The sequence below is a fragment of the Epibacterium ulvae genome, from assembly GCF_900102795.1.
In the GTDB taxonomy this organism is placed as follows: Bacteria; Pseudomonadota; Alphaproteobacteria; order Rhodobacterales; family Rhodobacteraceae; genus Epibacterium; species Epibacterium ulvae.
The window spans coordinates 13,267-35,083 of sequence record NZ_FMWG01000004.1; the positions used below are offsets into that span (position 1 = coordinate 13,267).

General features: G+C 51.4%; 26 protein-coding genes and 1 pseudogene. 14 read left to right on the forward strand and 13 right to left on the reverse strand.

Going from position 1 to position 21,817, the window contains the following annotated elements:
- The first annotated feature begins 8 nt into the window (after positions 1-8).
- The 8 genes from BLP79_RS07110 (at position 9) to BLP79_RS19640 (ending at position 2,136) form a co-directional block, all read left to right on the forward strand.
- On the forward strand, positions 9-212 hold the full coding sequence (locus BLP79_RS07110) for a hypothetical protein (protein ID WP_090217677.1): 204 nt from the start codon (positions 9-11) through the stop codon (positions 210-212).
- Positions 209-382 (forward strand): hypothetical protein, encoded by a 174-nt coding sequence (locus tag BLP79_RS19635; RefSeq protein WP_157843960.1) that lies wholly within the window; start codon positions 209-211, stop codon positions 380-382. The genes BLP79_RS07110 and BLP79_RS19635 overlap by 4 nt, the downstream gene beginning before the upstream one ends.
- Positions 382-573 carry a hypothetical protein gene (locus BLP79_RS07115; RefSeq protein WP_139163178.1) on the forward strand — a complete coding sequence of 64 codons (192 nt, stop codon included), beginning with the start codon at positions 382-384 and terminating at the stop codon, positions 571-573. The genes BLP79_RS19635 and BLP79_RS07115 overlap by 1 nt, the downstream gene beginning before the upstream one ends.
- On the forward strand, positions 570-917 hold the full coding sequence (locus tag BLP79_RS07120; RefSeq protein ID WP_090217680.1) for a hypothetical protein: 348 nt from the start codon (positions 570-572) through the stop codon (positions 915-917). Before BLP79_RS07115 ends, BLP79_RS07120 begins: the two co-directional genes overlap by 4 nt.
- A gap of 22 nt (positions 918-939) precedes the next feature.
- Entirely contained in the window at positions 940-1,179 is a 240-nt protein-coding gene (locus tag BLP79_RS07125; RefSeq protein WP_090217681.1) for a hypothetical protein, read from the forward strand.
- A 93-nt stretch (positions 1,180-1,272) separates the two neighbouring features.
- Positions 1,273-1,527 carry a type II toxin-antitoxin system VapB family antitoxin gene (locus BLP79_RS07130; protein ID WP_157843961.1) on the forward strand — a complete coding sequence of 85 codons (255 nt, stop codon included), beginning with the start codon at positions 1,273-1,275 and terminating at the stop codon, positions 1,525-1,527.
- Complete coding sequence (locus BLP79_RS07135; protein WP_157843962.1) at positions 1,517-1,942, forward strand: type II toxin-antitoxin system VapC family toxin; 426 nt, start codon at positions 1,517-1,519, stop codon at positions 1,940-1,942. The genes BLP79_RS07130 and BLP79_RS07135 overlap by 11 nt, the downstream gene beginning before the upstream one ends.
- Positions 1,943-1,980: 38 nt before the next feature.
- The gene (locus BLP79_RS19640; protein WP_157843963.1) at positions 1,981-2,136 is read left to right on the forward strand and encodes a hypothetical protein; all 156 of its coding nucleotides are present in this window, start codon (positions 1,981-1,983) and stop codon (positions 2,134-2,136) included.
- Positions 2,137-2,366: 230 nt separating this feature from the next.
- Here the strand turns inward: BLP79_RS19640 and BLP79_RS07140 are convergent, their stop codons facing one another.
- The 3 genes from BLP79_RS07140 to BLP79_RS07150 form a co-directional block, all read right to left on the reverse strand.
- Positions 2,367-3,611: an HAD family hydrolase gene (locus BLP79_RS07140; protein WP_090217686.1), complete on the reverse strand. Its 1,245-nt coding sequence runs from the start codon at positions 3,609-3,611 to the stop codon at positions 2,367-2,369.
- Positions 3,612-3,620: 9 nt separating this feature from the next.
- Positions 3,621-4,595, reverse strand: coding sequence for a DNA-processing protein DprA (locus tag BLP79_RS07145; protein WP_090217687.1), 975 nt, complete (start codon positions 4,593-4,595; stop codon positions 3,621-3,623).
- A gap of 302 nt (positions 4,596-4,897) precedes the next feature.
- Positions 4,898-5,332 (reverse strand): saccharopine dehydrogenase family protein, encoded by a 435-nt coding sequence (locus tag BLP79_RS07150; RefSeq protein WP_090217689.1) that lies wholly within the window; start codon positions 5,330-5,332, stop codon positions 4,898-4,900.
- Between the two features lie 120 nt (positions 5,333-5,452).
- Here BLP79_RS07150 and BLP79_RS07155 point away from each other — a divergent pair, with 120 nt between their 5' ends.
- Positions 5,453-5,719, forward strand: a complete 267-nt coding sequence (locus BLP79_RS07155) for a helix-turn-helix domain-containing protein (RefSeq protein WP_090217691.1) — start codon at positions 5,453-5,455, stop codon at positions 5,717-5,719.
- Here BLP79_RS07155 and BLP79_RS19930 read toward each other — a convergent pair.
- Positions 5,670-5,883, reverse strand: a pseudogene (locus BLP79_RS19930) (IS3 family transposase); the annotation flags it as partial. The gene BLP79_RS07155 and the pseudogene BLP79_RS19930 overlap by 50 nt on opposite strands.
- 116 nt (positions 5,884-5,999) lie before the next feature.
- On the opposite strand from BLP79_RS19930, the gene BLP79_RS07160 reads away from it, so the two are divergent.
- Complete coding sequence (locus tag BLP79_RS07160) at positions 6,000-6,806, forward strand: inositol monophosphatase family protein (protein ID WP_090217693.1); 807 nt, start codon at positions 6,000-6,002, stop codon at positions 6,804-6,806.
- A 61-nt stretch (positions 6,807-6,867) separates the two neighbouring features.
- Here the strand turns inward: BLP79_RS07160 and BLP79_RS07165 are convergent, their stop codons facing one another.
- From BLP79_RS07165 to BLP79_RS07200, 8 genes are all read right to left on the reverse strand, one after another.
- Entirely contained in the window at positions 6,868-7,632 is a 765-nt protein-coding gene (locus BLP79_RS07165; RefSeq protein WP_090218210.1) for an SDR family oxidoreductase, read from the reverse strand.
- Between the two features lie 2 nt (positions 7,633-7,634).
- Positions 7,635-8,675 carry a zinc-dependent alcohol dehydrogenase gene (locus tag BLP79_RS07170; RefSeq protein WP_090217695.1) on the reverse strand — a complete coding sequence of 347 codons (1,041 nt, stop codon included), beginning with the start codon at positions 8,673-8,675 and terminating at the stop codon, positions 7,635-7,637.
- Positions 8,672-9,772, reverse strand: a complete 1,101-nt coding sequence (locus tag BLP79_RS07175) for a mandelate racemase/muconate lactonizing enzyme family protein (RefSeq protein WP_090217697.1) — start codon at positions 9,770-9,772, stop codon at positions 8,672-8,674. The genes BLP79_RS07170 and BLP79_RS07175 overlap by 4 nt, the downstream gene beginning before the upstream one ends.
- A 1-nt stretch (position 9,773) precedes the next feature.
- A complete protein-coding gene (locus BLP79_RS07180; protein ID WP_090217698.1) occupies positions 9,774-10,769 on the reverse strand; it encodes an ABC transporter permease in 996 nt (331 codons plus the stop codon).
- A gap of 5 nt (positions 10,770-10,774) precedes the next feature.
- Positions 10,775-11,770 (reverse strand): ABC transporter permease, encoded by a 996-nt coding sequence (locus tag BLP79_RS07185; protein WP_211477622.1) that lies wholly within the window; start codon positions 11,768-11,770, stop codon positions 10,775-10,777.
- Between the two features lie 2 nt (positions 11,771-11,772).
- A complete protein-coding gene (locus BLP79_RS07190; RefSeq protein WP_232716379.1) occupies positions 11,773-13,299 on the reverse strand; it encodes a sugar ABC transporter ATP-binding protein in 1,527 nt (508 codons plus the stop codon).
- A gap of 67 nt (positions 13,300-13,366) precedes the next feature.
- Complete coding sequence (locus BLP79_RS07195; RefSeq protein WP_090217702.1) at positions 13,367-14,341, reverse strand: ABC transporter substrate-binding protein; 975 nt, start codon at positions 14,339-14,341, stop codon at positions 13,367-13,369.
- Positions 14,342-14,400: 59 nt separating this feature from the next.
- Positions 14,401-15,870 (reverse strand): aldehyde dehydrogenase family protein, encoded by a 1,470-nt coding sequence (locus BLP79_RS07200; RefSeq protein WP_211477623.1) that lies wholly within the window; start codon positions 15,868-15,870, stop codon positions 14,401-14,403.
- A 250-nt stretch (positions 15,871-16,120) separates the two neighbouring features.
- Between BLP79_RS07200 and BLP79_RS07205 the strand changes: the two genes are divergently transcribed.
- From BLP79_RS07205 to BLP79_RS07215, 3 genes are all read left to right on the forward strand, one after another.
- Positions 16,121-17,743: a GMC family oxidoreductase gene (locus tag BLP79_RS07205; RefSeq protein ID WP_090217703.1), complete on the forward strand. Its 1,623-nt coding sequence runs from the start codon at positions 16,121-16,123 to the stop codon at positions 17,741-17,743.
- Between the two features lie 101 nt (positions 17,744-17,844).
- On the forward strand, positions 17,845-18,552 hold the full coding sequence (locus BLP79_RS07210; protein WP_232716381.1) for a FadR/GntR family transcriptional regulator: 708 nt from the start codon (positions 17,845-17,847) through the stop codon (positions 18,550-18,552).
- Complete coding sequence (locus BLP79_RS07215) at positions 18,553-19,473, forward strand: sugar kinase (RefSeq protein WP_232716383.1); 921 nt, start codon at positions 18,553-18,555, stop codon at positions 19,471-19,473.
- Between the two features lie 189 nt (positions 19,474-19,662).
- On the opposite strand, the gene BLP79_RS07220 is transcribed toward BLP79_RS07215, so the two are convergent.
- The gene (locus BLP79_RS07220; RefSeq protein ID WP_232716384.1) at positions 19,663-20,889 is read right to left on the reverse strand and encodes a mandelate racemase/muconate lactonizing enzyme family protein; all 1,227 of its coding nucleotides are present in this window, start codon (positions 20,887-20,889) and stop codon (positions 19,663-19,665) included.
- Between the two features lie 183 nt (positions 20,890-21,072).
- Between BLP79_RS07220 and BLP79_RS07225 the strand changes: the two genes are divergently transcribed.
- The gene (locus BLP79_RS07225) at positions 21,073-21,732 is read left to right on the forward strand and encodes a GntR family transcriptional regulator (protein WP_090217706.1); all 660 of its coding nucleotides are present in this window, start codon (positions 21,073-21,075) and stop codon (positions 21,730-21,732) included.
- The last annotated feature ends 85 nt before the right edge of the window (positions 21,733-21,817 follow it).

The window sequence follows — 21,817 nt, forward strand, 5'->3', positions numbered from 1 at the left end:
GCCGACTGATGGGCAAGGGCCACTGTGATCACCGGGTTGTGCTGCGCGATCCCGAAGACAAGATCATACAAGATCACCCATTTGAAAGCTTCGCCCGCGCGCAGCCCGAATATGAGCGCCTTGCTGTCTCTGTGGCGGAGGGCCACGAACTCACGCTACAGCACGGCGCGAGAATAATTTTCAAAACTTCCAAGAAGGGTGCAGATCAATGACCGAGAAACGAATTATCCTTGATGAATACGAAAGCACATTGAGCGATGAAGACCGCAAGGTTGCGGCTGAATATGCACGCAGTCGCGTGGTCTCTTCGACCTCAACTGTCGCCACGCAAACCCCTGAAATGGTTCAAGGTTATGAGACTTCCAACAAAGGTGCGGAATGATGTTGCGGACTTATGCACCTACAATCGTTGACCTCGCGTATCTGGTCGTTTTTGTGGTGCTCGGTGCTGTATTGATGTGGCTCACCGGCTTTGGCCCGATCTGGGTTGGCGCGTTGATCGCAGCCTTCTTCTATCCTTGGCAGGGCTTCATCAGGAGATGGAAAATGGCTTCCAGAAAGGGTGTAGATTGAAAGTTCCTTCGCCAGCAATCCTTGTGGAAACACTTGGTGGTTATTCGGCGGCAGCTGCTTTGATTTTTGTCGGCCTTAAAGGCGGTCAAGTTTTACCGCATGTCCTAGGTGAAAACCCTTGGCCTACATTCTGGCTAGTTGGGCTACTACCATGGTTTGGAGCGCTCCTATGGATATGGGTGTCAGTATACCTAGCGGCCTATGCGTACCGTCATGTAAAACTGGCGGCGGGCAGTCTAATCGCGATAGTTGCCGCTGCGACCATGTTTTTGATCGGCGGTGTTTCCAGCTTTGTAGCTTTTGTCGTGATCATAGTTGAGTTTTCAGGGTACCTAACAAAGTAACTTCCAAGAAAGGTGCCGGTGAATGAGGGTTTCCAAGAACAATCGAACAGCGGCTGCGCAGCTATTGCAGCGACTTGATCCAGCGTCGTATGATGCACGTTGCCTACGCGAACTGGTCGCCTGCTATGACAACAAAGAGCCGGTTGATGAAGCCATTTACAGCGATGCTTGCGCTATACTGAGCAACGCATTTCAACCGCCATACATTCCAGACGAACATGGTAATCCGGTCAAGAACCCAGCGCTCATGGACGCTTCCTGAAAAGGTGCCGCAAAATCATGACAAAGGGATATTCATCCTCTTGCAATAGAATATCCCAAAATGTATATACAGCATATCACATGGAGATATGCAATGCCCCTCTACATACGAGATGATCAAGTCAACGACTTGGCCGAAACTGCTCTAAAGATAACCGGCAGGACAAACAAAACAGAGCTGGTTAGGGACGCCTTGGAGGCGTTTATTCATGTTCACAGCGCCAAGGAAAGCCTCTCCGATAAAGTAGCAAAGATCCAAGCAAAAGCTGCTGAACACGGTATTGTAGCAGATGGTGCGGACGACAAGAGCTTGATGGATGATGCGTGGGGCGAACCTGATGTTCATTGACGCCAGTGCTGTGGTCGCTGTGATCAAAGGTGAACCAGAAGCCCAAGCGTTATTGAAGGCCATGGGGTTGCGCGAGGGGAAGCTGATCGCGTCGCCAATCGTGCGTATGGAGGCAACACTTGCGCTTGCGAGAACACGCAAAGAGCAACGTGGCGAAACCCATATGACCACCGAGGACTTTGACGTAGCTGGTCAGCTCGTGACAGAGTTTTTCCACTCTGCGAAAATTCGGGAAGTCCACATTACAGAAAGCACTGGCAAGGCAGCCTGTGATGCGCTGGCCCGATATGGAAAAGTCGTAGGCCACCCAGCGAAGCTGAACCTTGGCGATGCTTTGTCTTATGCCTGCGCCAAGGCACACCACCAGCCTTTGCTCTACAAAGGCGATGATTTCAAACATACTGATCTTGCTTGAACAGCAAGCAAACAGATTTCCAACAAAGGTGCAGATTGATGGCAATTTCGCTGCCAGAAAAGATTGCAATCTATCACCGCAACCTCGTCCGATATGAACAGGAAGGTGATACTGAAAAAATCGAGGTACAGCGACGGTTAATTGCTCGCCTCGAAAACGAACTAGCTTCCAGAAAAGGTGCAGATGACCCTTAAGCGGACAAGAGCCACCGCGCACGTAATAGGGGCATGGGCCGCAGTAGCCCCAAAGCAGACACGATCTGTCGAGCGCTTCGATCCCGCAGAGCCTACAGGTCCGACTGAAAGCTGCCATTCATGTTCGGTGAAGTCATTTTGGATGGAAAGATTTTTTTGAAATCTAAAGCTGGATCAGCCACGAAAAAGATACCAAATACCCCGATGCCTTGAGCGCCCTAGGGCTATTATTAGGGCCACTCCCAATCTCTAAAACGGGTGAATGCATCGGCAATTTGCTTAGCTGCATTTTGATTGATTACTTGGCCTGAATTCGAATAGACGGTGATTTCTTGCTGGGCCGGTACATACTTCGTAAATGGTTTCTTTAACGGAGGTTTCAAACCGGTAATTCTGTTGTAATCATTAGGCCCCGGAGTTTTGAGCCAGCAAAGGCTAATCACGCTTGCTCCTGCTGCCTGAGCAAAGGCACGAGCTGCTTCTAATGAATGGCCTTGGGTGCAGATGTCATCGACCATCAATATCGTTTTGTCCTTCACGTTGGGCCTGCTCTTATATCGGCCCCCGACAGCGCCGGTCTTAAGCGGGTCTGACCTAAGGTGAATGGTTGATAGCTGATTGTCCGCGGATGGTTGCAAGCCTTTGTTTCGCGACTCTTGGGACTTAGGAGCATTTTGATGCCTGATAACATAGTCTTGCAGATAGCGGGCCCGCAGTGATCCAGCGGCAATGCTCACGGCTTGCATTAGCTCTGCTTTTTTGGATGTTGTTTTATGGCCGGGATATGGAACTACGTATGAAGCCTCCGCTCCGATGCCCGAAAGGTGCATTCTTGCGGCCATGAGCAACCCCCAAAACCTAAGGTCACCAAGGCCGAACTTTACAGCATTCTTAGCGTCGGTTGAGTAGGTGGCGGCGTCAGGATAAGCTCTCGAATACTCGCCTAAGGGCGCAATTGTGTAGACGCGCAAGTCACCGTCCTCAATCCCCCAAAACCAGTCTCCGGGTGTGAGACAACAACAGTCAACAAATTTTGCGATATCCTTTGGAGAATTGAACTCAAACCCGAACGGACTATTCGCCTCGTGCCATTTTGCATTCAGGAGCAATAAGCCACCGTTTGATGCAGCTTGAATATCTTCCTGTGTATTTCCAATGTAAACGACTTCTTGCGGCGTCCACCCATGGTTTTCCAGCACATGCTGCATGGCAGCGGCATATTGCTTGTATTCCATATCTCTGCCGCCTTGATAGTAAGGTAACTCTTGACCGACGAGGCGTGAGAAATAGTCGTTGAATGGCTCTTTGGTCCCCACCATCGTCCATGTTGAGTTGCTAACCAACACAGGCTGCACCCCGACAGAGATCAGGTATTCTATCAATTTGACTGTCTCAAAGATCGTATCTTGGTCCGCCTCGCCTTCCCTAGCCAAGACATTCCTCAGGGAAAAAATAGCGCCACGTAACGTGTGCATAACTACTCCTTATAATAGCTTGAGTTGAGTGCTCTTTGATCTTGGCTCAGATTTCAGATGCCGAAGCACAAATTTAACAAAACTTTCTTGTTCAGTTGGGATGGTAAAAAAGCCATTATGCGGCACGTATTCGCGAGGCACCCAACCAAGGTCTGGTTGCGTTGGAGTTCTTAGAAATGCAATGGGGCGTGATAGTTCATGCGCGTTTCGAACCGTGTGCGCTGTGCCACTCTTTACAGCCCATTCTGTTGGAATAAGTAAGTTTCCCAATGCGGCTTGAAGTCTGTTACGGCGTACAAAGTTTGCGGCGCTGTATCCCTCCTTAATCAGGTACTCGGTCGCTATAGCACCGCCATTGTCCAGAATTGTGTATCTCAGCCTATCTGAACCTTTTGGAAACTCAGTGAAAATACCAGTTCCAAGAAACGCAATCGTCGGGACGCCAGCATTGATGCTGGCGGAGTGAATTTCTTGATCAATCCCATCGGCTAAGCCACTTACAGTCGGAGCGCCGAACTCTGACAACCAATGTCCAACATATCGAGTAAGCCATACTCCATCCTGTGACGTTTTCCGCGATCCAACTACGGAGATGGATCGCCGCGACAGAACATCAGTTTGACCTTGAACAAACAGCCAGCGAGGGGTGTTGCTAAGATCGTTCAGTTGTGGAGGAAAATCCCTGTCGCCCGGAAAAACGATCGAGACGTTGGACGAAGCCAACTCCTGACACCTGCGCTTCGCGCTATCCATTGCTCGTTTGCGGGTTTCGCACCAAGCCTGACCAGCATTGCCGTTTCCCTGTAGTTCAGATCTCCCCAAGAGGCTTCGCACGTCATCAGCGTTCTCAAGTTCGATCACACTTTGAAAAGACTTCCCCGATGCGGAAATTCGTCGCAGAGTCTCGAAACCAACGCCCTTGATGGCGCTGAGAGCTAGAAACGCGACGCGTTCCGCATCGAAATGGTCTTCCGCAACTTCCAAAGAAACCGTCCGAATTCTATGCTATTGAGTGACAGATAAATATGAATTGCGCCTCTAACGCAATTGGTTCGGCACTTGCGATAGCGCGCATTTTGCCAAAGTCCGCATTGCCTTGCGGCATCACAGCATGACTAAGCCGTTGCGAGTGGCGGCTATGGGACGCTCACGCGATAGGTGGGCTTCGGCGGTCTCGACTTTGCAAAGTCAGCTTTCTGCGCATGACCTACACTGGGTCAGATATGCTTGACGTTTGGGTCAAAATTGCATGACGCGTCGTGTTGTTTTGATTCAAGAAACCCAGATCATAGAGGCAAAGGTTCGCGACATTCCACACAGTCGTCCAGCTGATGGATCAAATCCGCGCCGACAATGCCAACAAAACCGGGCGCCAAACCACATTGCGGCGCCATAAGGCCTTTGGAGGTCTGAGCCAGCTCTATGATCGCCTTTGTGGTTGGAACATCTTCTGTCAGATCAAAATAATGGAGACCCAATGCATGTGCAATTTTCGCAACTTCTGTATTTAAGAAGTATGGCAGGCAGGACAGTACCGCATCTTGACCTTCGAGTTCAGCCTTCAGGGCGTCTGGATCAGAAACATCAAGTGCTTTGGATTGAAATGGTAATCCTTCTCGTTGGACTTGATCAATGCCGGTTACTTCAAAGTCTGAAAGCGAAAGCAATTCACCCGCCAGAGTACCAACTTTTCCAAGCCCAAGAACTGCGATCTTCTTCATGTTTTACTCTCTGATATTTCAAAATATGAAAGCGTTAACTGTAGTCTACGCACGCCTAAGGTCTAAAAATATACACAAAAAACAAATTTATTGGTGAGTGAAGAGAAAGCACAATACGATATGTCTCAAGATCATTCTCTATCAAGGCTTGCAGTGCTGCGGTGTTTTTCAGAAGCTGCAGAAAACCTTGGTTTTTCTCAAGGCGCAATCAGTCGTCATGTGAAAGACCTAGACACCTATTTTGGAACCGCACTGTTCCAGCGCGAAGGCCAGGGTGTGCGTCTGACCCCTGCAGGCGAACAAAGTCGCATTCTACGTCTCTCGGAACCGCCAACCTTTTCCAGCCCCAGGCTGCGTGCCGCCGTCGTGGATTGTAGAATCTGTTGATGCATTGGAAGATCGCCAGTTCTGCGTCTCTGCCACGACCTGCCCCAGATCAGCTCAGCCTTGATCGTCTTGAAGAAGGTCTCGACAGCGGAGTTGTCATAGCACTTGCGCTCTCCTTCATTTGATATGACCCAAGGCACATGGCTGTAATCACGCCGCATATAATCTAAATGACCGCCCGAACGCGCGACTGTTTCAAGACTGTTACAGAGATTGTGCTAAATCTCCCGGAAACGCAGATGGTTGGCACACTCCCCGCCCAAATACAGGAAGACTACAATTGAATCCCAATGACTACATCACAGCGATGATCAAAATTGCGCGTAACGCCGGGCAACGCGCTATGGAACATCGCGAACGCATCGATGAAATGGAAGTGTCTTTCAAAGGTCAAGCGGATCTGCTTTGCGAGGCGGATGAAGACGTTGAAATGCTCATATTTAAAAGTTTTCAGAAGTCACATCCTGACATTGCATTTCAAGGTGAAGAGGGGGGGCTACGTGGTTCAGAAGACGCTGAGCTCAGATGGGTTGTAGATCCCATCGACGGAACCACAAATTTCTTGTCGGGTCTGCCTTTCACAATCTCAATTGCTTTGGTGCGAGGCACAACGCCCATAGCAGGCGTGATTTTCTCTCCAGTTGAGGACGAATTGTTCAGCGCAACAATCGGACAAGGCGCGATGCTGAACGGAACGCCAATCAAAGTGCGGGAACAGACCGACCCTGCTCGTTTCGTTGTAGGGACCGGACTGCCACTTGATCGCTATAAGCACTCGATGGGTGCTTATGACCGGTTGCATCAAATCCGCGAGCAGGTGTCAGCTGTCAGGATCATGGGAAGTTGTGCCTTGTCTTTGGCCAATGTCGCCTGCGGCCGTCTGGATGGTTACTTTGAAGGACCGACAGGTTTTTTGGATTGCGCTGCCGGTATCGTAATTTTGAAAGAAGCCGGGGGCAAAGTCACAGATTTTTGGGGAACCGAAAACTACCCCGAAAACATCACTTTCACGACCGGCGCACCTGCGTGCCAGGCTTTCCTGCTTGAGACGACAAAAACCGCGCCAAGGGGATCATCTAAGGAGTAGATTGGAAATTTGCCCCCCGGCCAGCGCAACACACTGAACCCGCGCGGGGGGCGGGAGAGTCTTAACGGCCCATCCAACCACCATCGACAACCAGAATTTCACCATTCACATAGTCGGAAGCCGACGACGCCAAAAATACAGATGGTCCCGCGAAATCTGCAGGCGTGCCCCAGCGTCCTTGTGGGATACGTTCGAGGATGGCCTTAGATCGTTCTGGATCGTCCTGCAAAGCTTGTGTGTTGTCAGTCGCAATATAGCCTGGCGCAATAGCATTCACATTCAGTCCCTTGCCAGCCCACTCGTTCGCCAATGCTTTGGTCAATTGGCCAATGCCACCCTTTGATGCAGCATACCCCGGCACCGTAATACCGCCCTGAAAGGTCAGCAACGACGCGGTGAAAATGATTTTTCCGCGCCCACGGGCAATCATGCCACGACCAATTTCGCGGGACAGAATAAACTGAGAAGACAGATTTACATCAATGACTTCGTCCCAAAGCGCGTCTTCATGTTCAGCTGCAGGGGCGCGTTTGATTGTGCCCGCGTTGTTCACCAAGATATCTGGCTGCACGCCATCTGATTCAAGCTGTGCTGCAAAGCCACAAACCGCGTCGCGATCCTTAAAGTTACATTGATAGGCTTTGAAGTCTCGACCAATCTCACGAATGGATTGTTCAACCGCGCTGCCTTCAAGCTCCAATGTTGCGCTCACGCCAACGATGTCGGCACCAGCTTGTGCCAAAGCCTCGGCAACGCCGCGCCCGATGCCACGTTTGCAACCGGTCACCACTGCGGTTTTCCCCGACAAATCAAAGCTTGAAAGGATGCTCATGCGAAATCTCCTACTTTGATCAGGCTTTTCATGGCAGTTGGGTTGCTATCTAGCGATTCAAACGCTGTTTGAATTTCAGACAACGGGCTAACATCAGTAATGATCGTTTCCGCGTCAATCACACCCGATGCGACAAGCGTGATCGCCTGTTCGTAATCCTCAGGCTCATAAACCCGAGCACCAATCAGTTTGAGTTCACGCCAGAAATACTGGAACATATCAACTGTTGGTTTTTGTGCATGAATGGCAACCATAACGATGCGGCCGCGCGTGGCAGCCACAGCGGTTGTTGCGTCAACGCCTGGCTGAGACCCAGACACTTCGAACACCACATCAGCGCCTTTGTTGCCGGTCTTTTCGTTGATCACCGCAACAAGATCTTCTTTTGCTGGATTAACGGTATCAAAACCAAGCTTTCGGGCAACTGCCAGACGGTTTTCATTCACCTCCGATACGGTGACATTGCCGCCCGCATCCCGCGCCACCATCGCAACCAGAATGCCAATCGGACCACCCCCAACGACAACCACGTCTTCATCTTGTTGCAACTCTGACAAGCGGACGTCGTGACAGGCGACGGCGACAGGTTCGACCAATGCCGCGCGATCCAGCGGCATGTCATCTGGCAAGGCGTGCACTGTGTGGGCTGGCACGGTCCAAAGTTCCTGCATCGCACCATCAGTATCAAGACCAAGGAACTTCATATTATGCGACACATGCGGATAGCCTGCCTTGGACGCCGGACAATTCAAATCTGGATCAAGTGGGCGCACCGTGACCTTTTGGCCTGCCACAAATCCGGTAACATCCGTGCCCACGGTCTCCACAACACCAGACATTTCGTGACCGACAATGCGATTGTGACCAACCCGGGCGTCCATATTACCATGAAAGACGTGCATATCTGTTCCGCAGATACCGCAATAGGCAACACGGATTGTGATTTCGCCGTTCTCCGGTGTGGTGACCGGTACACGCTCGACAGCAAATGTCTTGTCGCCGCGATAAAAGGCGGCTGCCATCGTTTGGTCGTTCATGAATGCATTTCCTTATGTGCGTCTTCAAGTTTGCCCCAATCAAAGGTCACACCGACACCAGGCACCGAAGGTGCCAGCGCCATGTGATTTTCAATCTGAAGCGGTTGTGTTGTGTATTGATCAATCGGGAAAGAATGGACTTCGATCCAACCTCGGTTTTCCTGTGCAGACACCAGGCTTACATGCAGCTCTTGCATCCCATGCGAGCAAATTGGGATCCCATGCTTGCGGCTGAGCTGCGCGACTTGCAGCCAGCCTGTCACCCCGCCGCAATTAGACGCATCTGGTTGTACAAATCCAAGGTCGGCCTGATCAAAGGCATATTCAAACTCGTGGATGGTATGCAGATTTTCACCCATCGCCAAAGGAATTTTCGAATGCTTCGCAATTTCGCCAAAGCCCTGATAATCATCGGGTATTGTCGGCTCCTCAAACCACACAAGGTCAAAGGGTTCGAACGCTTGCGCCGCCTTGATCGCTTGGTCCACTGACATAGAGTAATTGGCGTCGACCATGAACTTTACGTCAGGGCCGATCAACTCGCGTACAGCTTTGATGCGCTCCACATCCTCGGCTAAAGTAGGTTGGCCGATCTTGATTTTCACCGCCCGGAAGCCACGGTCCAGATAGTCTTGGATTGAAGCAAGCAGTTTGGGCAACGGAAAGTTCAGATCAATGCCTCCAGCATACGCAGGACACTCTGGGCCTTTGCCGCCGATATATTCCCACAATGGTTTATCCGCGGCCTTACAGCGTAAATCCCAAAGGGCAATATCCACCGCTGAGATCGCAAATGACGCGACACCCCCGCGTGCAACATAGTGCAGATGCCACTGCATCGCTTCGTATATCTCTTCGACATTGGTTGCCTCTTGGCCAATCAACCAGTCAGCCAAGTCATATTCAATCATGGCAGCGATCGCCCGACCACCTTTCCCTCCGGTATAGGTGTACCCTGTGCCTTCTGATCCATCAGACAATTGAACAGTGACTGTCACCAGTTCAAAGTGCGTATGATCACCGTGTTTCGCGTCTGACAGAACCTCAGCCAAGGGGACATCAAAAACCCGAACTGTGAGTTTGGCGATCTTTGCCATATTAAATAGCTCCTTTCTGTGCCGAGCTTGCCACCCGACTTTGGAAAACGATCACCACGAACAAAAAAGCGCCACGGATCACCATCTGCCAATACGCGCTCAGGCTGATGACACCCCGACCGTTTTCAAAGTTAAGAATGTTAAAGACGAGGCCCAGCAACAATGCTCCCGCGACAGTCGCCGTGATCGAGCCCATACCACCGGTCAGCAGTGTGCCGCCAACGACCACAGACGCAATCGCAGACAGTTCCCAACCAATCCCTTCCAACGGTTGGCCCGCACCAAAACCTGACGCAAGGAATAGGCCTGCCATGCCTGCACAGCCCCCGCTCAGGACATAAACCAACACCTTGGCGCGGGTGACATTCAGCCCCATCATAATGCTGGCATCTTCACCGCCACCAATCGCCAATACAGTACGCCCCAAAGAGGTTTTCTCGAGCAAGACCCAGAGGCCAAACACCACAAGCGCTGTAATGACGATCGTCCAGGGCAGAATGCCGAAGGCCTTTTCCAAACCAAGTTTGGTAAAATTCGACGACCAGTCGATTGAAATCGTCTGAGCACCGGATATCACCAACGCACCACCTTTGGCCCCAAGCATTGTGGCCAATGTGGCAATGAACGGAGGTATCCGCATCACCACCACAAAAAACGCATTGATGGCGCCAATGGCAAGCCCTGCGGCAACGGCACCAGGCAAGGCAACCTGGATCCCATAGGGCGACAAGTAGGCCGCAACAACCGAGGTAAACGCCGCCACCGAACCAACAGATAGGTCAATACCGCCGGTCATAATGACAAAACACATGCCAACCGCAATCACGATGAACATCGCATTGTAGTTCAGGAACGATGAAATATTGTAAGATCCGCCGAAATTCTCGTAGCGCAGCAAGCCAAAGACGATCAGCGCAATAAGGGTAATCCACACGCCCAGGCTGTGGTTATTGCCCTGGATATACCGGCGCAGATCGAAAGCCGTTGTATCAAGCATCTAACTCACTCCTTCCGAGCTTGCTGGACGTAGACCGCCAGCACGATGATGCCTGCCTTTGCGATCAACGCGACTTCGTCCGCGACCCCATTGGCCAGCAGTGTGTATTTCACAAGTTGGATGATCACGGCACCTAAGATAGCCCCAAAGATTGGGGCTCTGCCGCCTTGCAATAGCGTACCACCGACAACGGCCGCAGCGATTGCGTCAAGTTCCATCAGGTTGCCAATCCGGGCCGCATCCGAGGCTGAATTGATCGCCACAACAATCAAACCCGCCAAACCAGACAGACCTGCGCATATGACATAAGCCCCGATTTTGACGCGTTTGACCGGGACGCCTGACAGCTCTGCCGCGCGTTCATTGCCACCTACGGCCAACAATTGGCGACCAAAGACTGTAAAGGCCATCACCCACCAAACGCAGGCTGCAATAATCAAAACCAGATATCCCTGAAATGGAAAACCCAGTATTTTACCCGTGCCCAGATAGCTGAACGCGGGGTTGGTAAAGGTCTGAAGGTTGCCGTTCGTCAGCACCAGCGCGATGCCACGGCCAGAGATAAAGAAAATCAATGTGGCCACGATAGGCTGCACGTTCAGTAAACTGACCAAAGCACCGTTAAACACCCCGCACGCCAAAGCCACGAGGATTGGAACAACAATAGACAGCGCTAGACCCAACTCTGGGTTTGCCTCTGCAAATGGAGACGTGAAAATCAACGGCGCAAGAGCGCCGGATAGCGCCATGATAGCACCCACACTTAGATCGATACCGCCTGTGGCGATCACCAACGTCATTCCGACCGCTACAATCGCAATCGTTGCAACTTGACTGATATTTACGAACAGGGTCTGCGGATGCAGAAAATTTGGTGTAATCAGTATGTTGAACAAAAGGATCGCGATTAACGCGACAACACCACCGTGCCGCGAAATCATGCTCCACTCGAATTTAAAGGCGGTCGGTTCTGACGCGGAGGTGACAGGTTTATTCTGCATAGTCATCCCCTCGCCCCCTCGTCATGATGATGCGCAATCGCTGCGATTAAACTTTCTTCGGTGATGCCAGGGTTTTCGAGTTCTGTGATCGAATACCCATCCCGCAGCACGATGATACGATCCGCTCCTTCGACCAGCTCTTCGAATTCTGAACTGATCAAAACCACACCCAAACCCTTGTCGACGTATTCACGGATGATCGATTGAATTTCGAATTTCGCACCGACATCGACACCGCGCGTAGGTTCATCAAGGATCAGGACATCCGGCTCTAATGCGAGCCAGCGCGCCAATAATACCTTTTGCTGGTTCCCACCTGAAAGCTCTCGGATCGGTTGCTCCATCCCCGAGGTTTTGATCCCAAGCGATGTGATGAAACGCTCAACCAACTCGGTCTCGCGTTTGCGATCAACGCGGCCCATTTTTTTAAGCTTTGGCAACAAAGCTAAAGTCATGTTTTCGCGCACCGACATATGCGGCACGATGCCTTCTCGTTTACGGTCTTCGGTCAAGAAACCAATACCGGCAGAAATCGCTTCGGCGGGCGTACGAATATTTCCCCCAACCACGTGGTTCTGGATCCCCCCAGATCGCAAAGTATCCATTCCAAACAATGCGCGCGCGGTTTCTGTACGCCCAGACCCAAGCAATCCGCCAAGCCCAACAATTTCGCCTTCGCGCAATGTCAAAGACACACTCTTAAGCCCACGTTTGGTCGATATGTCTTTGGCTTCGAAAAGAGGTCTACCAGGCTCTGTCGTTTCACCACCAAGACCCGTCATGCCCGCAGCCTCGATCTCTTCGGGATCACGGCCCAGCATTTCTGAAATCAAGCCAAGTTTGGTTGTTTCAGCAATCACGCGCTGGCCCACGGTCTGGCCATCACGCATAATCGTAACGCGATCGCAGATTTGATACAGCTCATCAAGAAAGTGCGAAATATAAAGAACAGCAACGCCTTCTTTTTTCAGCTCGCGCACCACACCAAACAAGATTTCGATCTCTTGATCGTCCAAAGACGAGGTCGCTTCGTCCATGATCACCAATTGCGCATTCAACGAAACAGCACGGGCGATTGCCACCAACTGCTGAATCGCAGTCGAGTAAGAGCCAAGCTGTGCCCTGACATCAATATGAATACCAAAGCGCTCTAAAATTTCACGTGTCCGAGCGTGCGCGGTCTTCCAGTCGATGGTTCCTAGCCGCGTGCGTGGCTCATAGCCCATCATGACATTTTCCGTCACACTGCGCAGCGGCACCAAGCTAAGCTCTTGGTATATAGTCGCGATTCCAGCATCTTGTGCCTCTCGCGGTGTGGAAACTGTTGAGGGATTTCCGTTGATTTTCACCTCACCTGCATCTCGCCGATAGACGCCAGTCAGGATTTTGATGAGTGTCGATTTTCCGGCCCCATTTTGCCCGATAATGGCATGAACCTCTCCGGGTTCGATGTGTAGGCTTGCGTTTTGCAATGCCACGACGCCAGCAAATGATTTCTTAATCCCACTCATTTCGATCAGGTGTTGCATTACCTGTTCGCCTTTCATGTTTTATGTGCCGAAAGGGCCACTAGGGCCCCTCCAGCTTGGGGAGAAATCAATACGCTTCGTCAATATGATCAGCGGCATTGTCGAGGGTGAACACACGGTCTTCGACCTTGACCCAACCTGGGATTTCTTCGCCAGCAGCGTATTTCTTCATGACGTCACACGCGAGAGGACCAAAGAAAGGCGAACTTTCAACAGTTACACCCATTTTTCCGTCAATGATCGCCTGCAGCGCATCACGTGTTCCGTCGATAGAGACGATGGTGATATCTTCACCAGGTTTACGGCCCGCCAGTTCCAGCGCTTGGATTGCACCAATCGCCATTTCGTCGTTATGAGCATAGACCACGTTCACATCTGGATGCGCCTGAAGCAGTGTCTCCATAACTTGGCGCCCTAGATCCCGCGCAAAGTCACCGGTTTGGGATGCAACAATCTCAAAGCGATCATCTTGCAGAATGCGATCATCAAAACCTTTCTTGCGGTCATTTGCTGGGGAGGACCCTGTGGTGCCTTCAAGCTCGACAATGATGCCCTTGTCTTCTGGGAAATTCGCGATCAGCCATTCCGCTGCGCGCTCACCTTGTTCGATAAAGTCGGAACCAAGGAAAGCCACAAAATGCTCACCGGCCTGTGCGACATTCGGGTCAACAGAACGGTCAACGAGGAAGGTTGGAATGCCAGCCGCTTTTGCTTTCATGACCGCAGGGATCAAAGGCTTTTCTTCACGTGGAGGCAAGAACAGAACGTCGATGCCCTGTGCGATCATAGAATCCACATCAGCAACTTGTTTCGCAGCAGAGCCCGCCGCATCTGTGGCGATCAAATCCCAACCACAGGATTCTGCAGTATCGTGGAACGATTTGGTCTCGGCGATGCGCCAAGGGTTATTGGATTCCATCTGTGCGAAACCCACACGATAGCTGTCTTTCTGCGCCAATGCTGGAGTATCCGCAGTGGATACAGCGGCGCTAAAGCCCAATCCCAGCGCGATGGCTGACCCAAGCAAAATACGACGTTTCATAGTTCTTCCTCCAAGTTTTGAAAGCGGCCCAAACCTCCTAGCCGCATGAAATCTGGGTGTTATTCCCAGTTTAGGTACAGGCTCTGCTTCCGCAGGTACCCGTCAAACCCATATTGGCCGTCCTCACCCCCAAGGCCGGATTGGGCCCAGCCGTTGTGGAAAGCATGAACCTGCTCACCATTTGCGCGGTTGACGTAGATTTCACCAAACTTAAGCGCATAAGGGGTCTGCATGATCCGGCGATGGTTTTCGGTGAACACATAAGCCGAGAGTCCAAACCTTGTGTCATTTGCCATCGCAAGTGCGTGATCAAAGTCGTCCACACGGATGGCCGGAACCACAGGCCCGAACACCTCATTTTGCACAACAACAGACGCGTTGTTTTTGACCTCAAGCACAGTTGGGGCAATCCAATGCCCCTTGGCATAGTCACCCTCGTTCAAAGGTCCGCCCTCCAGAAGAACCTCAGCGCCTTCGGCAATCGCCGCATTCACAATGGACGCAACTTTATCGACTTCTGGACCACTGACTTTTGGCCCCATATCAGGGCCTTTCATCGGATCTCCGATCTTCAAAGCTGCGGACTTTGCGACAAATTTTTCGAGGAATTCATCAGCAATATCTTTGTGCAGATACATACGTTCGTTGCATGTACAGATCTGCCCACAATTTGTGTAACGGGCGACCATCGCAGCTTCGACCGCTTTATCGATATTTGCATCTTCCAGCACGATAAAGGGAGCCTTACCGCCCAATTCCAGGCGCAGCACTTTCATGCCCTCTGCCCCGGCCTTAAAGATTTCACGACCCGCACGATTGCTGCCAGTCATCGTAATCATGGCAGTGTCAGGGTGCTGAACCAACGCTTGCCCAACCACCGGACCGCGCCCAGTGATAACGTTAAACAACCCGGCAGGCAGCCCGACCTGCTCTGCAAGCGACGCGATATACAGACCAGACAGAGGTGTGATTTCATGTGCCAAGAGCACAAAACCATTGCCTGCAACCAGTGCCGGGCCCAGTTTCCGGGTGGCCAGAGCCGCTGGGTAATTCCACGCGGTCAGGCCAACCACGACGCCATAGGGGTGGCGGCGGATATGAATTTCTTCGTTTGGATTATCTGAAACCAGAATATCGCCTTCAATACGGCGCGCATTGTCCGCTGCGTGGAACAAGAACTCTGCCGTTGCACCCGCCTCACCGCGGGCCTGATCCAAAGGCTTACCTTGTTCCGACGTAATCAACCGGGCGAGTTCTTCATTGCGCTCGGCAATCAACTCGCCCAGCTTGCGTACAATACGGCCGCGTTGCACGGCTGGTACCTTCGCCCAGGCAATTTGTGCCATTTTCGCAGCGTCAACAGCATGCACCGCGTCCTCTTCTGTACCAAGTGGCGTTGTCGCGATGACTTGCTCGTTGGCTGGGTTCTCAACCTCAACAACCTCGTTTGAGGCGCCTGATGTCCAACGACCACCAATGTACATTTTTGCACCAAAAACGGCACCGGACTGTATGTCGAAACGTTTCACGAAACTTCCTTTGGTCATACCAAACTAACCACAGAATTTTCTGAAATTGACAATTTAGTCAAGTATATTTTTAAAATCCGGGAATTTTGTATTTTTTGATGTACTTCTTTTTTAATTTGGTGCGACTATAATTCAAACAACAACATTCGACACACAGCGGGAAGTGACCTCAAATCAAGTGAGCCGGTCGATACGAAATAGTTTCAAATCCACAAGACACCGCTTGTATTGCCAATCTGGAGGAAGGCGAATGGCAACAGAATATGATTACATCGTTGCCGGAGGGGGCGCCTCGGGGTGTGTCGTCGCTGGGCGCTTGGTCGCTGACGGGGGATTTAAAGTTCTTTTGTTAGAAGCAGGCTATTCCAACAAACACCCATTGCTGGATATGCCTCCCGGCATCTTCAAGATGATCAATGGCACAAAGTTCATGCGCTATCATAAAACAGTAGAGCAAGCGCACCTGGGCGGCCGTGTGCATGACATTCCACAAGGTCACGTATTGGGAGGCGGATCTTCGGTGAATGCGCAAGTTTATATGCGAGGGCGTCCGTCAGATTATGACGCATGGCATCAGGAGCTTCGCGGCAGCAATGATGGCCCCGATTGGGACTGGCAGGCCGTTTTACCCCATTTTCACCGCATGGAAGACAACAACCGCCTTCACAATGATCTGCACGGTACAGGTGGCCCCTTGCTGGTCTCTGATCCTGGTCACGTCGACAGCCTGTCACGCTTATTTGTGCAAGCCGTTCAAGGGTTAGGCGAACCGTTTTCGCCCGATTTCAACGGGCCCACACAAAGAGGCGTTGGATTTTATCAGTTCATGAACCGACATGGCCGCCGCTCCTCATCTGCCTATGCCTACATTGCACCGCTCGAAAATAATCCAAACCTAACAGTCCGTCTCCAGTCAGAAGTGCAAGAGCTGATCATCGAAAACGGAGCCGCAGTTGGTGTGCGCTTTAACGATAGATCCGGCACAGTGCAGACCGCCCATTGTCGCGGTGAAGTCATCCTGTCAGCTGGTTCGCTGATCACGCCGAAACTGTTGATGCAATCGGGCGTCGGGCCAGCAGATCATCTGAACGACATAGGGATCAAATGCAAAGTTGACCTTCCCGGCGTTGGTGAAAACCTCGTGGATCACCCAGAGGTGCCAATCACAGCGCGGGTGAAAGGCAAAGCAGGCTACTACAAACAAGGCGAAGGCTGGCGGATGCTCAAGAATGGATTGCAATTCAAACTCTTTGGCAGCGGGCCGGTGACCTCTGCGGGGGTTGAAGCCGGGGCCTTTGTGAACCCCACCAACTCTAACGCAGAACCCAGCATCCAAGCGTTCTGCGTGCCTATCGTGTATGTGGACCGCGATACCAAACATCTGGTCGAGGATGGATACGGGCTGACAGTTACAACGGTTGTGGTCAAACCGAAATCACGTGGAACTGTAAGACTCGCGTCAGCCGACCCTAAAGCCATGCCGCTTATTTCCCCGAATCTGTTAAAAGAAAAGACAGATATGGATACGATGGTCGAAGGGCAAAAGTTCTTTTTAAAAGCCTTTGACACGGCCCCACTTGCTGCGCAAGTCGACAAAGTCATGCTGCCTGACCCCAACTGTCGCAGCGATGAAGACCTGCGTGCCTATTGTCGTCGTTTTGTCAAAACAAACTACCATCCAGCAGGCACAGCTAAGATGGGCAAAGACGGCGACCCCATGGCCGTTCTTGATCCACGTTTACGTGTGCGGGGCGTAAACAATCTACGGGTGTGCGATCTTTCGGCCATGCCAGATATTAACGCCGGGAACACACAAGCACCGGCGATGATGATGGGTGATCGTTGTGCTGATATGATTTTAGGGCGGCTATAAAGATATTCAGCCCACCCAGAATTTACTCTGGCAGGGTCCTAGAATAGATACTGTATAAACCGCATTCAAATGCGGGCCAGACGAACGAAAGGAATGTGCAGTTGCAAAGCCAAGAGGACAAAGGGCGCGCCGCAGATCTCGTGGTAAGCAAACTCGCGCAGAAAATTCAATCTGGTGAACTGGAAGACGGCCAACCCCTCCCCCCCGAACGCAACTTGATGGAAGAATTCGGCATCAGCCGAACGGTTGTACGCGAAGCTGTGGTCGCATTGTCGAACAAAGGCCTGATCGAAGCACGACCCCGCCACCGCCCAGTGGTTCGAAAACCCGGCTACGACGCCGCCTTCGAGGCGCTGGAAAGCATTGTCACACATTTGCTGCACGAGCCCGACGGCGTGCGCAACTTGTTTGATACCCGGATTATCATTGAATCTGCCCTTGTGCGGGAAGCTGCGAAAAATGCAAACAAGGACGACTTGATTGCACTAAAGCAAGCGCTTGAAGCCAACGAGGCAGCAATCAACGACAGTGACGCCTTTTACCAAACCGACATAGGTTTTCACCAAGTCCTGTACGGCATTCCCCGCAACCCTGTATTGCCTGCGATCAACAAGGCGTATACGACATGGCTTGCACCGCATTGGTCGCAGATGCCCCGTCTGCCTGATCGAAATCGTCGCAATTTCGAAGCCCATAAAGAAATCTATGAAGCTGTGTTGATGCGTGACCCTGACGCCGCCGAAGAAGCCCTGCGCTGTCATCTGCAAAGCGCCTGGAAACAGGTGCGCGAAACATTTGGAGAGCTGTAAATGCTATCAGGCAAACGACCCATCAGCAAAATTTGCTGTATTGGCGAAGTCATGATCGAGCTGGTGAATGGGCGCCATGGCAATATCACCCTAGGCGTTGCAGGCGACACCTATAACACAGCTGTTTATTTAAAGCGGATGCTGCAGCAGAAACACACCGTTGCCTATTGCACGGCTTTGGGAACAGACCCCTATTCTGCCAAGATCAAAGAGGCTTTGCATAACTACAACATCGACACCTCTTGTATAGAAATCCGTACAGATAAAATCCCCGGTCTGTACGCAGTGGATACCGACGCTGACGGAGAACGGAGCTTTACCTACTGGCGCTCTGATGCGGCTGCGCGCACGTTGTTTCAACCCCCGAATAAAATCAGTTTTAAAACTCTTGCAGGTTTCGATCTGATTTATCTGTCGGGTATCACGATGGCGATCCTGCCCCCTGACATTCGCGCTGCCTTGATAGATTTTGTCCACACCTTCAAGGCGGGCGGTGGAACAGTCGCCTATGATAGCAACTATCGTCCAAAACTTTGGGAAAATCAGGCAGTCGCCCAAGACATCAACACACAGCTTTGGCAGCTAGCAGACATTGCTCTCCCGTCAGTCGATGATGAAATGGAGCTATTTTCCGAAAGCACTCAGGCCGAAGTTGTCGCGCGCTTGCAATCCCTTGGCGTAACCTATGGTGCCTTGAAGCAGGGGGCCGAGGGGCCTCTGGATCTGGGCATTCAACACGCTGTTGCAGAGAACTTAACACAGGTATCACACGTGATCGACAGCACCGCAGCAGGCGACAGCTTCAATGCGGGTTATCTTGCGTCTTACGTTTTGGGGGAGACCTCAAAATCCCAGTTAGAACGCGGCCACAATCTGGCCGCCAAAGTGATCACCCATCCGGGTGCTATCATTCCAGAATAAAGAAAAGGCAGGCCTGTTCTTGGGCTCACCTTGCACATACAAAAAGCGTGGATGCGGTGAACAGTGCAGCATCAGCGCATTTCATGCGTCGACATCGCTCAAGCGTAAAGGTGGCAGCTGTTCACAATCCTCGTATCATTCTGGAATTGCGAACTCTTTTCGATTCCATCCGAACGGTTTGGCGCGGGCCTACCAGTTGGTGACGGATCCGTCTGGGCGCTTAAGATGGGGCGCTTCAATGTATTCAACGGTTTGATCAACAAGCCTTGTCTCATCAACCTCAACACCCAATCCGGGAGCGTCGGGAACAAGATAAACCGGGCCATTTGTTTGAATTTGTACCGGGAAAATTTCGTGGTCATGGAAGCCAAGAGCCTCGACAGGGCTTTGTCGATTCTCAAGCCAACTCAGGTTTGGTATTGCCGCCGACATATGTACAGTCGCAGCGGTGCATACTGGCCCCAAAGGGTTATGCGGCATCAGATCGACATAGTGTCGCTCACTCATCGCGGCGACTTTCATCGCCTCAGTAAACCCACCGATATTGCAGATATCCAGGCGCATAAATTGCGTCACACCCGCATCCAAAAACCGTGCAGCTTCCCATTTGGACGAAAACTCCTCGCCTACCGCAAAGGGAATATCAGTCATTCGACGCAATGAGACGTAAGCCTCAGGTGTTTCAGAACGAATAGGTTCTTCGATAAAGTTCAACGTACCCTTTGGCAGCATTGCGCAAAAACTTGCGGCCTCCGCCACGGTGTAGCGGTGGTGCATGTCCACACCCAGACACAGAGATGGGCCAAACTCTTCGCGGATGGCAATCAATTCGGCTGCGGTTTTGGACAACGACGCCCAAGGATCAAATATGTCACCTTCACCAAAGCTACCCGGATACGTACGCACACAAGACCAGCCTGCATCAACCAATGTATGAATATCGGCCAACAAGCCTTCGGTGGTTTTCGCCATCGAGCTGGCAAAGCTTGGAACTTCATCGCGCTGCCGACCGCCCAACAGTTGATAAACCGGCAATCCAAGGCGTTTGCCAAGCAAATCATGCAAGGCGATATCAATCGCAGAAATAGCAGCGGTCAGAACCCGGCCGCCTTCAAAATATTGGCTGCGATAGGATTCCTGCCAGATACGACCGATTTGGCGTGAATCCTGACCAATAAGAAAGGTCGAAAAATGCGCAATTGTCGCTGCCACAGACTTTTCTCGCCCGGACATGCCGCTCTCTCCCCAACCGAACAGGCCGTCTTCACTTGTCACTTTAACCAGTAACTGATTGCGCGCACCAACACGCACAACAAAAGTACTGATATCTGCAATGCGTACGGCACGCGCAGCGCCTTTAGACAACCCAGTAACGTTAGATACCCCGACAGAAGGCACGTGCATATCGTCCGACATTAGGAGCTCCGAATCGTCATTCTTGGGTTGGTCATAATATTATTATCTTAATATCGTCGATTATATTCAAGATATAAAATACAACAACACCGCTAAACGAATATTTCCATTCTGTTTCCAATTGAAATTGTCTTATATAGAGGGCAAAAAATGGTGCGGCGCACCACAAACTAAGGAACACCGATGCAAGCAGGCGGCAAAGCACTTGAGGCAGAGACAACTCTGTACGAGGCCATCCTAGAGGATATTGCTAGAGGCAACTTAAAAGGCGGTGATCGGCTAAAAGTCTCGGCGTTAGCCAAGCAATATGGTCAAAGCGCAAGCCCGATCCGTGAAGTGCTGCGCCGCATGCAGGGCGAAGGCTTTGTCAAAATCCTCCACAACAAAGGTGCAGTCATCGTCGCTGCGGACGCTTTGACCATTCAAAATATCTTTGAAGTCCTGCAATTGCTGGAACCGTACTTTGTAAGCTGGTTCGCAGAATATGCTTTGCCTGAAATGCTAGAGGAACTCGACGCAGTACATCAGAAAATTCTGGATGCACCCAAGGATGATCTGTACTTGTTCCGTAAACTCGACACCGAGTTCCACTATGTCATCTGCAAGCATCATTATAATGATGCCGCAGCAGATACATGGAAACGCCTTCGGACCGCATTAAGCGTGCACGCCTCTAGACTGCGGATCAGCCCTCAACGCATTCAGACCATCATCGAAGAACATGCGCTTTTAATTGCGGCATGCAAAGCAAATGATTCAAAGGCTGCGCTTGAAATAATTACCCAGCACGTGAATGGCTCGTTCCATCAAATGTCACAACAAATGCGGGCCATCGGCATTTAGAGGGCTGATAAATTCAAGGCCCCCGCAACATAAGCTTTGCTGGATACGACAACGCGGACTGTGTCGCCACCTCTGCTATATTGCA